15 protein-coding genes are annotated in these 11,743 nt (G+C 28.8%); 14 read left to right on the top strand and 1 reads right to left on the bottom strand.

The window, feature by feature from the left end:
• Nucleotides 1-63: 63 nt before the first annotated feature.
• The 11 genes from ACTT88_RS03280 (at nucleotide 64) to ACTT88_RS03230 (ending at nucleotide 9,597) form a co-directional block, all read left to right on the top strand.
• Nucleotides 64-702: an aspartyl/asparaginyl beta-hydroxylase domain-containing protein gene (locus tag ACTT88_RS03280; protein ID WP_440907920.1), complete on the top strand. Its 639-nt coding sequence runs from the start codon at nucleotides 64-66 to the stop codon at nucleotides 700-702.
• 1 nt (nucleotide 703) lies between these two features.
• Nucleotides 704-1,129 carry a ribose 5-phosphate isomerase B gene (rpiB, locus tag ACTT88_RS03275; RefSeq protein ID WP_440907919.1) on the top strand — a complete coding sequence of 142 codons (426 nt, stop codon included), beginning with the start codon at nucleotides 704-706 and terminating at the stop codon, nucleotides 1,127-1,129.
• Between the two features lie 2 nt (nucleotides 1,130-1,131).
• A complete protein-coding gene (gene glyA / locus ACTT88_RS03270; protein WP_440907918.1) occupies nucleotides 1,132-2,439 on the top strand; it encodes a serine hydroxymethyltransferase in 1,308 nt (435 codons plus the stop codon).
• A gap of 3 nt (nucleotides 2,440-2,442) precedes the next feature.
• Nucleotides 2,443-2,901, top strand: coding sequence for a transcriptional regulator NrdR (gene nrdR, locus ACTT88_RS03265; RefSeq protein ID WP_072090630.1), 459 nt, complete (start codon nucleotides 2,443-2,445; stop codon nucleotides 2,899-2,901).
• On the top strand, nucleotides 2,882-3,985 hold the full coding sequence (ribD, locus tag ACTT88_RS03260) for a bifunctional diaminohydroxyphosphoribosylaminopyrimidine deaminase/5-amino-6-(5-phosphoribosylamino)uracil reductase RibD (protein WP_440907917.1): 1,104 nt from the start codon (nucleotides 2,882-2,884) through the stop codon (nucleotides 3,983-3,985). Before nrdR ends, ribD begins: the two co-directional genes overlap by 20 nt.
• Before the next feature lie 5 nt (nucleotides 3,986-3,990).
• The gene (locus ACTT88_RS03255; RefSeq protein ID WP_075503529.1) at nucleotides 3,991-4,584 is read left to right on the top strand and encodes a riboflavin synthase; all 594 of its coding nucleotides are present in this window, start codon (nucleotides 3,991-3,993) and stop codon (nucleotides 4,582-4,584) included.
• The gene (gene ribB / locus ACTT88_RS03250; protein ID WP_440907916.1) at nucleotides 4,571-5,671 is read left to right on the top strand and encodes a 3,4-dihydroxy-2-butanone-4-phosphate synthase; all 1,101 of its coding nucleotides are present in this window, start codon (nucleotides 4,571-4,573) and stop codon (nucleotides 5,669-5,671) included. The genes ACTT88_RS03255 and ribB overlap by 14 nt, the downstream gene beginning before the upstream one ends.
• Nucleotides 5,671-6,060: a 6,7-dimethyl-8-ribityllumazine synthase gene (gene ribH, locus ACTT88_RS03245; protein WP_440907915.1), complete on the top strand. Its 390-nt coding sequence runs from the start codon at nucleotides 5,671-5,673 to the stop codon at nucleotides 6,058-6,060. The genes ribB and ribH overlap by 1 nt, the downstream gene beginning before the upstream one ends.
• Nucleotides 6,057-6,461 (top strand): transcription antitermination factor NusB, encoded by a 405-nt coding sequence (locus ACTT88_RS03240; protein ID WP_440907914.1) that lies wholly within the window; start codon nucleotides 6,057-6,059, stop codon nucleotides 6,459-6,461. The genes ribH and ACTT88_RS03240 overlap by 4 nt, the downstream gene beginning before the upstream one ends.
• Nucleotides 6,454-7,413: a thiamine-phosphate kinase gene (gene thiL, locus ACTT88_RS03235; protein ID WP_440907913.1), complete on the top strand. Its 960-nt coding sequence runs from the start codon at nucleotides 6,454-6,456 to the stop codon at nucleotides 7,411-7,413. Before ACTT88_RS03240 ends, thiL begins: the two co-directional genes overlap by 8 nt.
• A 78-nt stretch (nucleotides 7,414-7,491) precedes the next feature.
• A complete protein-coding gene (locus ACTT88_RS03230; protein ID WP_440907912.1) occupies nucleotides 7,492-9,597 on the top strand; it encodes a sodium-translocating pyrophosphatase in 2,106 nt (701 codons plus the stop codon).
• Here the strand turns inward: ACTT88_RS03230 and ACTT88_RS03225 are convergent.
• Complete coding sequence (locus tag ACTT88_RS03225) at nucleotides 9,584-10,069, bottom strand: hypothetical protein (RefSeq protein ID WP_440907911.1); 486 nt, start codon at nucleotides 10,067-10,069, stop codon at nucleotides 9,584-9,586. The genes ACTT88_RS03230 and ACTT88_RS03225 overlap by 14 nt on opposite strands.
• Here ACTT88_RS03225 and ACTT88_RS03220 point away from each other — a divergent pair.
• The 3 genes from ACTT88_RS03220 to plsX are packed head-to-tail and all read left to right on the top strand — an operon-like array spanning nucleotide 10,068 to nucleotide 11,742.
• On the top strand, nucleotides 10,068-10,535 hold the full coding sequence (locus tag ACTT88_RS03220) for a ubiquinol-cytochrome C chaperone family protein (RefSeq protein WP_440907910.1): 468 nt from the start codon (nucleotides 10,068-10,070) through the stop codon (nucleotides 10,533-10,535). The genes ACTT88_RS03225 and ACTT88_RS03220 overlap by 2 nt on opposite strands.
• A 2-nt stretch (nucleotides 10,536-10,537) precedes the next feature.
• Entirely contained in the window at nucleotides 10,538-10,720 is a 183-nt protein-coding gene (rpmF, locus tag ACTT88_RS03215; protein ID WP_023853776.1) for a 50S ribosomal protein L32, read from the top strand.
• Between the two features lie 20 nt (nucleotides 10,721-10,740).
• Nucleotides 10,741-11,742 (top strand): phosphate acyltransferase PlsX, encoded by a 1,002-nt coding sequence (gene plsX / locus ACTT88_RS03210; RefSeq protein ID WP_440907909.1) that lies wholly within the window; start codon nucleotides 10,741-10,743, stop codon nucleotides 11,740-11,742.
• The last annotated feature ends 1 nt before the right edge of the window (nucleotide 11,743 follow it).

Raw genomic sequence — 11,743 nt, 5'->3', positions numbered from 1 at the left:
ACTTTTAAATTGCGACAAATGTAATATACACATATACAAAAAAAAGGGTAGAAAGCAATCAAGATGACGGTAGAAAATTCAAAAGTAATAGACTTAAATGTCAAAAAGGAAGATAGAGTTTTAGACTTTAGTGATTTCCAAAAGCAAGAAATCAAATTTGATATCGAAAAATTACAAGAGGCTTATCAACAAATAGTTAAAATTAAAAAATTTGAAGATGCTGGTGTAACACACTTTGGAGCGATATCATTAACTCAAATACCTGGTGACCCAGACTCAATTAAAGGTAACAAGGCTAGAGGAGTATATTGGACAAAACCTGATAAATCAGGAAAAGAGGTTGTTAGAGATGAGACACTTGATGAGTCGTTATATTCAGAATTTATAAAAGATTATGAAAATACTTATTTCAAAGAAGTATATGACACTCTTTCATCTAGATATAAACTTGGTAGAGTAAGAATTCTTTTAAAAGAGCCAAGATCAACTTTAAGCTGGCATAGAGATCCTGAGCCGAGATTACACATACCTTTAATTACTAATCCTGGCTGCATCATGGTTATTGATAACGTTGCAAAACATATGCCTGCTGATGGTTCTGTTTGGATTACAAATAATACCAAGTATCACAATGCGTTTAATGGTGGAGAAGAGAATAGAATACATTTAGTCGCTTGTGTTTTAGATTACAAATTTAATTAATTTGAAAAAAATATTTATTTCATCAGATCACGCTGGATTTAAATTAAAAGAGATAATTAAAAATTATTTAAAAAATAAAAAAGTTAAATTTGAGGACCTGGGTCCAAATGATGACAGCAGTGTTGATTATCCTGACTATGCTCATAAAGTTGCTAGAAAAGTCAAATCAAACAAGAGTAATGTTGGTATTTTGGTGTGTGGATCTGGGACTGGTATGAATATTGCGGCAAATAAGCATAAAAATATTCGTGCTGCACAATGTTTTAATCTAAAATCAACGAAATTATCCAGATTGCATAACGATGCAAACATCATTACATTAGGGTCAAGGTTGATAACCAAAAAAAATGCTTTGAAATTTATCAGTGTTTTTTTAAGTACAAAATTTGATGGTGGTAGACACTTGAGAAGGGTTAAGAAAATATAATTATGTCGAGCGAAAAAAGTTATTTAAATGATAGTTATAAAAGTTTTTTTGAGGATAGTTTATCTGTAAAAGATCCAGAGCTTTATAAAGCTATTAAAGATGAGTTAATCAGACAACAACAACATATTGAGCTAATTGCGTCTGAAAATATAGTATCTCAAGCAGTATTAGAGGCGCAAGGATCGGTTTTAACTAATAAATATGCCGAAGGTTATCCTGGTAAAAGATATTATAATGGATGCGAACACGTTGATGTGGCTGAAAATCTTGCTATTGAAAGATTAAAAAAATTATTCAATTGTAAATTTGCAAATGCACAACCACACTCAGGAGCTCAAGCTAATGGAGCAGTATTTTTAGCTTTGTTAAGCCCTGGTGATACATTCATGGGTATGAGTTTAAATTCAGGTGGCCATATTACTCATGGATTAAAAATCTCAATGTCTGGCAAATGGTTTAACGCCGTAGGGTATGATGTAGACAAAGAATCTGAGTTGATAGATTATGATAATGTTGAAAAACTTGCTTTAGAACATAAACCTAAACTAATCATTGCAGGTGGAAGTGCTTATTCTAGAGTAATTGACTTTAAAAGATTCAGAGAGATAGCAGATAAAGTTGGAGCTTACTTAATGGTTGATATGGCTCACTTCTCAGGATTAGTTGCTGGTAAAGGATACCCTAACCCTTGTGATTATGCACATGTAGTTACATCAACAACTCACAAAGTATTTAGAAGCGCAAGAGGAGGAATAATTTTAACTAATCATGAAGATCTTGCTAAAAAATTTAACACAGCTGTTTTTCCTGGTTATCAGGGAGGACCGCTAATGCATATTATTGCTGCAAAAGCAGCTGGTTTTCTTGAAGCACTTCAACCAGAATTTCAAGATTATATTAAATCTGTTTTAGCAAATGCAAAAATGTTGGCGGAAACTTTAAAAAATAATGGATTTAAAATTTATTCAGATGGAACAGATACACATTTAATGCTGGTTGATTTGAGACCTTATAATGTAAAAGGCAATCTTGCTGCTGAGAGTTTGTCTAGAGCAAACATTACATGTAATAAAAATGGAATTCCATTTGATACAGAAAAACCAATGGTTACATCTGGAATAAGATTAGGAACTCAAGCGGCCACAACTCGTGGATTTGGTTTAAATGAGTTTAAAACAGTAGGTGAATTAATAACAAAAACTTTAAAAGGTTTATCTGAAAACCCAACGGATAACAGCAAAATAGAAAACGAAGTTAAAAATGAAGTTATTTCTTTAACTTCATCATTTCCGATATATAAGAACTTATAATAGATGATTTGTTCAATATGTAAAAAAGGGGAGACCTCTGTTGTCGATTCTAGACCAACTGAAGATGGCACAGCTATAAGAAGAAGAAGACTATGCGTCTGCGGAGCTCGTTTTACAACTTTTGAAAGAGTACAATTCAGAGAGCTTATGGTTGTTAAAAAAAATGGAAGAAAATCAGGATTTGATAGAGATAAATTATCTAAATCTATTTATATTGCTCTTAAAAAAAGACCTATTGATACAGAAACAATAGAAAAATTTATTAGTAATATTTCAAGATCTTTGGAAGAACTTGGCCAAAGTGAAATATCTACTAATACAATTGGAACTATGGTTATGGATGGATTAAAAGATTTAGACCCAGTTGGATATGTAAGATTTGCATCAGTATATAGAAATTTTAGAGAAGAAAAAGATTTCGTACAATTCGTGGACAAGCTTGATGTCTACAAAAAAAGATAAATTTTCATCAAAAGATAAATTTTATATGGAATTAGCCTTGGACTTGGCTAAATCTCGTCATGGACAGACCGGATCTAATCCTTCTGTAGGCTGTGTTATTGTCAAAAATGATAAAATTATTTCCATAGGACAAACCTCATTTAATGGAAGACCACACGCTGAATTAAATGCGATTAAAAATAGTTTTGAAAAATTAGAAGGCTCAAAAATGTATGTTACTTTAGAGCCATGTTGTCATCATGGATTAACACCACCATGTACTGACGCGATAATAAAATCTAGAATTTCAGAGGTTATATATGCAGTTACCGATATAGATAAAAGAGTAAGAAATAAAAGTTTTAAAATTTTAAAGTCAAAAAAAATAATTGTAAAAAAAGGTTTATTAAAAAGCAAAATTGAAAATTTTTATTTACCGTATTTTTTTAATAGAAAAAAAAAATTACCGTTCGTCACTGGCAAAATAGCTATTTCAAAAAATAATATTATTTACAGTAAGAACCAGAAAAAGATTACAAATTCTTATTCAGATCAATTTACACATATGTTGAGATATCAAAATGATAGTTTGATGATTACTCACAAAACACTTAATAAAGATAATCCAAAATTAAATTGTCGTTTGAAGGGTTTTGAAAAATTTTCTCCAAAAAGAATTATTTTAGATAACAAGTTAAATTCTAAAATAAACAGTTATATAATAAAATCCTCTAATAACAAAAATACTTTAATTTTTTATAATAAAGCAGACAAATTAAAAATTTCAAAATTTAAAAGAAAAGGAATTCATCTAATTAAATCTAAAATTGATCGAAATAACAGATTTGACATCAAATTAATTTTGAAAAAATTACATAATTATGGATGCAGAAATTTGTTAATTGAAGGGGGAGATAAATTAACAAATTCACTGATTAAGGATAAAGTATTTAATAAATTTTATTTATATAAAAGTCCAAAAAACCTTTCTAAAAACTTCGAATATTTGAAATTTAGTAGTCAAAATATATTAAATCAAAAATATAAAACAAAAATTAATCTAAATCTCAATTTACGAAAAGACAGAATAACACTATATAGTTAGAAAAAATGTTTAACGGAATAATTTATAACCAAGGTACAATTACTAAAATTATTAAAAGACCTAAAGGTCTTAACATTTTTGTTAAAAGTAATGTTAAAGTATCCAATAAAGACATGGGTTTATCTGTTGCCTGTGATGGTGTTTGTCTAACTTTAATTTCATATAAATCCAAAATTATGGAATTTTATCTTTCGAAAGAAACGATAATTCGATCAAAATTCAAATTTTTAAAAATAAAAGATAAAATAAATTTAGAATTACCTTTAAAATATGGGACAAAAATTTCAGGACATATTTGTCAAGGACATGTTGATACTGTTGGTAAAGTATTAAGTATTAAAAAAATAGATAAATCATTTCTTTTTGACTTTGATTTACCTAAAAAGGAAAGAAAACACTTAATAGAAAAAGCGTCTATCTGTGTGAATGGTATTTCTCTTACAATTTCAAAAGTGACTAAAAAAGGTTTCCAAATTTGGATTATCCCTCACACCTACAAAGAAACGAATTTATCAACTTTAAAAAAATCTAGTTTAGTCAACATAGAGATAGATATCTTGTCTAAATACGTTAGGAACTATTTTAATGGAAAAAAATAACTTTACCTCAATAGAGTCAATTATAAGCGTAGCCAAAAAAGGTGGTATGTTTATTTTAGTAGACGATGAAAAAAGAGAAAATGAAGGAGATTTAGTTATTTCAACATCAGACTCAAATGCAAAGAACATTAACTTCATGGCAAAATACGGGCGTGGTTTAATTTGTTTAGCGCTTGATTCACTTCAAGCAAAAAGATTAAATTTATCTTTAATGTCACCAGTAAATCAATCAAGAAACAAGACGGCTTTTACAATTTCTATTGAAGCAAAAAAAGGAATAACAACAGGTATATCTGCCAAAGATAGAGCGAAAACAATCAAAATTGCATCAAAAAAAAATGTAAATAAAAATGAGATTGTTTCACCGGGTCACGTGTTTCCAATTATAGCTAAAGATGGTGGAGTGCTCGTTAGAGCAGGGCACACTGAAGCTTCAGTTGATATATCTAAATTAGCAAAAAAAAATAATTCTGCTGTAATTTGTGAAATTATGAATGAAGACGGAACAATGGCCAGAGGTCAAGATTTATTTAATTTTGCAAAAAAACATAAATTAAAAATTGGAAAGATAGAAGATCTGATCGCATATAGACTAAAAAAAGAAAAGCTTATTAAACTTAAAAAGCAAAGCAAGATTGATGTAAAAAATCAAAAATACAATATTAGAATTTATGAGAATCTTTTAGATGGATCAGAACATTTTGCATTAATAAAAGGTAAAATAAAAAAAGGTATTACTCCCAGAGTAAGAGTAATTTCATCTAATGTCGTCCAAAACTATCTAATAAATCAATCATTACCAAATTCATTTAACAAAACCTTAAATTATTTTAGAAAATATCAAAATTGCGTTTTAGTATTTATCAAAGACTCAAATTTAAAATCAGTAACTCAGACTTTAAAAGATTATAAAAACAAAGACTTTTATAAAAAGGGAAATGACAAGTTAATAAGAAATTATGGTATTGGAGCTCAAATTATTAAAGACTTAAAAATTAAAAATATGATATTAATCACAAAATCACCAAAAAAAGTTATTGGTCTTGATGGTTATGGTATAAAAATTACAAAACAGGAATTAATTTGATGAAAAAAAAATATCTAATTGTTGTAGCGGATTATTACAAAGACATTGCTGAAGGCTTAATAAAAAGTGCATTAAAAGTAATTCCAAAAAAAAATATAATTAAAATTATCAAAGTGCCTGGTGCTTTTGAAATTCCAGTTACAATCTCTAAAAATTTAAAAAAATATGATGGTTTTTTAGCTTTAGGATGTGTAATTAAAGGTCAAACCCCACACTTTGATTTTATTTCTCAAGCTTCAACAGATGCCATAATGAAATTATCTATAGATAGTAAAAAACCAATTGGAAATGGAATAATTACCTGTCTTAATATGGCTCAAGCAAGAGCAAGAAGAAAAAAGGGTGCTGAAGCTGCAGATGCTGTCATTTCAGTTTTGTCTCAAAAATGAGAACTCATTTTAATCCAAAAAATAACCCTAGAGTTATAATTATTCAGAAATTATATGGTAAATTTTATAATGAAGATGATGATTTAGATTTTCCAAAACACAGATTTAAAAAATTTATTAAAGATATTGTTTTAGGAACGATAGAAAGAAACGATCTTATTTTAGATGAATTAAATAATAAATTAGGTGATGAATTTATATTTGAAAAATTAGACAAAGTTTTTCAAATAATTTTAAAAGCAGCAACTTATGAATTTATGTATAGGCCAAATTTATCTATTAATATAATTATTAAAGAATATTTAAATTCATCTAATTTTTTTCTTGAAGATTCACAAACAAAGTATCTTAATGCTTTATTAGATAACGTTGGAAAAAAATTAAGATCTAACAATGCATGAATTTGATCTAATAAATAATTATTTTTTTAATATAGCAAAAAAAAATAAATCTGCTCTTAATCTAAACGACGATGTTTTTTTTGACAAAAAAAAAGGTGTTGTTATATCTGTTGATACATACAATATTGGTACGCATTTTTATGATTTTAAATCCCCAGATTTAGTAATTAAAAAAATATTAAGATCATCAATTTCTGATTTAATTTGTAAAGGAGTAATACCAAAGTTTTATTTTATTTCTGGTTCAGGTAATAAAAAAACATTTACAAAAAATAATTTATATAAAATATCAAAGTCACTTAAATCAGAACAAAATAAATTTAATATTGACTTATGTGGTGGAGACACAACTCTTTCAAACAAACTAAGTTTCACAATCACCTCATTGGGATATTCAAATAAAATAATTTATCGTAATAAAGCTAAATTAAATGATGACATTTATGTGACAGGAAATTTGGGAGATAGTTTTTTAGGTCTTAAAGCATTAAGTAATAAAGTTAAATTTAAAAATAAAGACAAATTATTCTTTATTAACAAATATTACAAACCAGAGTTACCTTTAAATTTAACAAAATATTTATTGAAATTTGCAAACTGCTCGATTGATGTTTCAGATGGATTAATTGATGATTTAGCAAAAATGATTAATAGACAAAGTTTATCATTTCACTTATTTGAAAATAAAATACCTGTTTCCAGCAAATTAAGTAATTATGTTAAAAAACAAAGATTAAATAAAGTTAATCTAATTTCTAATGGAGATGATTATCAGGTACTATTTACTGCAGATATTAAGAAAGCTAGAATCATTAAAAAAGTTTCTAAAACAACTGGAATTAAAATAACTAAAATTGGTAAAATTGTATCTGGTAAAGATAGATCTTTGATATTCGATGAAAAAGGCAAGCAAATACGAGCTAAATCCAAAGGTTATATTCATCGGTTTTAAAAGTTAATCGTTGTCTTTTTTATCTTTTTTTGTATTGTGCGGGCTTAAAAATTTAACAACCAACAACTTAAGGTTAATATGAGCGGAACAGTCGAAACAATACTATTATACACAATTGGAGCTGGTTTATTATCTATCGTTTATGGATTTTTAACTGGTAAAAACATTCTTAATTCAAGTGCAGGAAATGCAAAAATGCAAGATATTGCATCTGCAATTCAAATTGGTGCAAAAGCATATTTAGCAAGACAATACAAAACTATTGCTATTGTTGGTGCTGTAGTTTTAGTGATTGTCAGTATTGCATTTAGTCCACTAGTAGGTCTTGGTTATTTAATTGGTGCTGCTCTATCAGGTATTGCAGGGTACGTTGGTATGTTAGTTTCTGTAGAAGCCAACGTAAGAACAGCAGAAGCATCTAGAAAAGGTTTAGCTCAAGGTCTATCCATTGCATTTAAATCTGGTGCTGTAACTGGAATGTTGGTTGCTGGTTTGGCACTATTATCTATAGCTGTTTATTATTATATACTGTTAAAATCTAATGTAGATGAAAGAGAAATTGTAAATGCTTTAGTTGCATTGGGTTTTGGTGCTTCTCTAATTTCAATTTTTGCAAGATTAGGTGGTGGAATTTTCACAAAAGGTGCTGATGTTGGTGCTGATTTAGTTGGAAAAGTTGAAGCTGGAATTCCAGAGGATGATCCTAGAAATCCTGCTGTGATAGCAGATAACGTTGGCGACAACGTAGGAGATTGTGCTGGTATGGCTGCTGATTTATTTGAAACATATGCTGTTACAATCGTTGCAACAATGGTTTTATCTTCAATTTTCTTTGTTGGTGATCTTAATATGATGATTTACCCTTTATCCATTGGTGCTGCATGCTTGTTAACATCTATTGTTGGAACTTTTTTTGTTAAACTTGGAAGAAGTAATAACGTTATGAATGCTTTGTACAAAGGATTTGTTGTTTCTGCAGTAGCTTCTTTAGTAATTTTATGGCCAGTTACAGATCACGTAATAGGTTTTACAAATGAATATACAATTAATGACAAAACTTTTAATGGAATGGATCTATATTATTGTGGTGTTATTGGGTTAGTTATTACTGGTTTATTGATCTGGATAACTGAATACTACACAGGAACAAGTTATAGACCGGTTAAATCTGTTGCTTTGTCATCAACAACTGGTCATGGTACAAACGTTATTCAAGGTTTAGCTGTTTCTATGGAAGCAACTGCTATTCCTGCATTAATAATTGTTGCAGGTATTCTAATTACAAATTCTATTGCTGGACTTTTTGGTATTGCTATAGCTGTAACTACTATGCTTGCATTAGCAGGCATGGTTGTTGCTTTAGATGCATATGGACCAGTTACTGACAATGCTGGTGGTATAGCAGAAATGTCAAATTTAGATAAAAAAGTTAGAAAAACAACTGACGCTTTAGATGCTGTAGGTAATACTACAAAAGCTGTTACAAAAGGTTATGCAATTGGTTCTGCTGGTTTAGGTGCTTTAGTTTTATTCGCCGCTTACACAGAGGACATCAAGCATTTTTCAAAAGAGGCTGGATCTGCATTAGAAGGGATTGTTGTAACTTTTGATTTATCAAACCCTTATGTAGTTGTTGGTTTATTAATTGGTGGAATGTTGCCTTATCTTTTTGGTTCAATGGGAATGCAAGCCGTTGGAAGGGCAGGTGGTGCAGTTGTAGTTGAGGTAAGACGACAATTTAAAAAATTCCCAGGAATAATGAAAAGAAAACAAAAACCTGATTATGCTAAATTAGTAGATTTACTTACTGTTGCTGCTATCAAGGAAATGATTATACCATCACTTTTACCGGTTTTATCTCCAGTTGTTTTATATTTTATAATTCTATCAATTGGTGGACAAGTTGCTGCCTTAGCTGCGGTTGGTGCAATGTTACTTGGCGTTATCATCACTGGCTTGTTTGTTGCAGTTTCAATGACTGCAGGTGGTGGTGCTTGGGATAATGCAAAAAAATACATTGAAGATGGAAATCATGGTGGTAAAGGCTCTGAAGCTCATAAAGCTGCTGTAACGGGTGATACTGTGGGTGATCCATATAAAGATACAGCAGGACCAGCAGTAAACCCTATGATAAAAATTACAAATATCGTAGCCTTACTTTTATTAGCAGTTATCGCTGGCTAATCTCTTTACGTTTTTTGGCCCTCACTCCAAGAGGGTCATTAACTCTTTGCCTCATACTTGATAAAAAATTATAAATAAATGCATCTTTCTGGTATTTATTTTTTGTAATTGTCTCCACAATTTCAATTTTTTCCATATCATCTTTATTATAAAAATCTTTTTTTTTAAGTATACCGTAATTATCTAATTCAAGAACTAACACATTATTTGTGAAGATTTCCATTTTACCCAAATTTTTTATTTTTGATTGAGTTTGCTTTCTTTCAATGAATATCCACACATCGTTATCAAATTTACTTATTGTTGATGGATTTCCCAATATTACTTTTATATCATTTTTATTACTTTTATTTACTATAAGTTTTGACTGTTTTTTTTCTAAAAAAGGCACACCATGATGTTTTACCACAGGTTTAAATGAGCAATTTGAAACTATAAAAGATATTAAAATTATATATAATATTTTACTCATGAATGAAAAATATATACATATCTATAATAATTTAATTAATTACACTAGAAATAAAGATTTATATAGAAATCTTGATAGAGAAGATAATTTTTCTGATCGATTAACCTTTTTTTTACTGCATTTCTCTTTTTTTCTGAAAAATTATAAAAATGAAGAAAATAAGATAATTTTACAGGAAATTTATGACTACAATTTTAGGCAACTTGAATTAAGTATAAGAGAAATAGGATATGGAGATCAGTCTATAAATAAAAAGATGAAAGATTACATCAACTTATTTCATTCTATGGTTTCTGAAATACATTTCTGGGATGATTTATCAAAATCTGACAAATTAAAAAAAATTTCCATTTTTTTAAGTGATTTTAAAAATAATGAGGAATTACTGGAATATTTTGATCTTTTTAATACGAATTTATCAAAAAAAACTTTGAATTCTTATTTAAAAAGTGTAAGTAACCCATAATTATGGCAGTACCAAAACGAAAACAAACCCCTTCCAGAACAGGGATGAGAAGAGCACAAACTATGAAATTTTCAACTAAAAATATAGTTGAGGATAAAAAATCAGGTGAATATAGGCTATCTCATCATTTAGACCTTAAAACTGGCATGTATAAGGGAAGACAAGTTTTAGATCCAAAAGAATAGTATATTATAATCTATTAAAAATGTCAGATTTGATAAAAATTGCAGTAGATGCAATGGGTGGTGATGGCTCTCCAAAAAAAATAATAGACGGTATTATTTTTAATCATTCTTCAAATCAAAATATTTTTTTTAAAATTTTTGGAGATAAAAATCAGATAGATCCATTAATCGATGGAAAAATTTCAAGTGATTTTTTTGAAATAATTCATACAGAAAAAAAAATCGAAAGCACAGACAGTCCTTTAGAAGGAGCAAAGAGAGGTAAGGATACAAGTATGTGGCTTGCTATTCAAAGTGTTAAGGATAAAAAAGCAGATATAGTAATATCGGCTGGTAATACAGGCGCATTATTGGTTGTTTCAAAATTAAATTTAAAAATGATTGAAAATATAGACAAACCTGCTTTGTCTGCATTATGGCCAAACAAAAAAGGAATGAGTGTTGTATTAGACTTAGGTGCAAATATTGAGTGTAGCTCAAAAAATCTATTAGACTTTTCAATAATGGGAGCCTCATTGTACACTTCACTTTATACTAATGATAAACCTAATGTTGCTTTATTAAATATTGGTTCAGAGGAATTAAAAGGAAATGAAACTATTAAAGAAACTTATCAATTATTAAATGAAAAAAAATCAGATAATTATAATTTTGCTGGATATATCGAAGGTAACCATCTTATGGATGGAGATGTAAATGTAATTGTTTCGGATGGTTTCACTGGAAACGTTGCATTAAAAACTGCTGAAGGCACTGCTAATTTTATAACAAGTGAATTAAAAAATGCTATGACTGGTACATTAATGGGTAAAATTGCATCTTTGCTAAATATCTCAAACTTAAAAAAATTTAAGAAAAGACTAGATCCTAGATTGTACAACGGAGCTATATTTATTGGATTAGACTCTCCAGTTGTTAAAAGTCATGGAGGAACTGACTATATAGGCTTTTCAAACTCTTTAGATGTTTGTTATAGAATTGTAAAAGGTAATTTGATAGAAAAGATTAAGCAAAATATTTAAT

The organism is Candidatus Pelagibacter sp. (assembly GCF_052046145.1).
Taxonomy (GTDB): Bacteria; Pseudomonadota; Alphaproteobacteria; order Pelagibacterales; family Pelagibacteraceae; genus Pelagibacter.
Note: the sequence above shows the minus strand (reverse complement) of the source record. Positions and strands in the feature narration are given on the sequence as shown.

Bases quoted from the DNA above. Each gene is read 5' to 3' on its own strand.
- ACTT88_RS03280 (WP_440907920.1), top strand. From the start codon at position 64: ATGACGGTAGAAAATTCAAAAGTAATAGACTTAAATGTCAAAAAGGAA.
- glyA (WP_440907918.1), top strand. From the start codon at position 1,132: ATGTCGAGCGAAAAAAGTTATTTAAATGATAGTTATAAAAGTTTTTTT.
- nrdR (WP_072090630.1), top strand. From the start codon at position 2,443: ATGATTTGTTCAATATGTAAAAAAGGGGAGACCTCTGTTGTCGATTCT.
- ribD (WP_440907917.1), top strand. From the start codon at position 2,882: ATGTCTACAAAAAAAGATAAATTTTCATCAAAAGATAAATTTTATATG.
- ACTT88_RS03255 (WP_075503529.1), top strand. From the start codon at position 3,991: ATGTTTAACGGAATAATTTATAACCAAGGTACAATTACTAAAATTATT.
- ribB (WP_440907916.1), top strand. From the start codon at position 4,571: ATGGAAAAAAATAACTTTACCTCAATAGAGTCAATTATAAGCGTAGCC.
- ribH (WP_440907915.1), top strand. From the start codon at position 5,671: ATGAAAAAAAAATATCTAATTGTTGTAGCGGATTATTACAAAGACATT.
- ACTT88_RS03240 (WP_440907914.1), top strand. From the start codon at position 6,057: ATGAGAACTCATTTTAATCCAAAAAATAACCCTAGAGTTATAATTATT.
- thiL (WP_440907913.1), top strand. From the start codon at position 6,454: ATGCATGAATTTGATCTAATAAATAATTATTTTTTTAATATAGCAAAA.
- ACTT88_RS03230 (WP_440907912.1), top strand. From the start codon at position 7,492: ATGAGCGGAACAGTCGAAACAATACTATTATACACAATTGGAGCTGGT.
- ACTT88_RS03220 (WP_440907910.1), top strand. From the start codon at position 10,068: ATGAATGAAAAATATATACATATCTATAATAATTTAATTAATTACACT.
- ACTT88_RS03225 (WP_440907911.1), bottom strand. From the start codon at position 10,069: ATGAGTAAAATATTATATATAATTTTAATATCTTTTATAGTTTCAAAT.
- rpmF (WP_023853776.1), top strand. From the start codon at position 10,538: ATGGCAGTACCAAAACGAAAACAAACCCCTTCCAGAACAGGGATGAGA.
- plsX (WP_440907909.1), top strand. From the start codon at position 10,741: ATGTCAGATTTGATAAAAATTGCAGTAGATGCAATGGGTGGTGATGGC.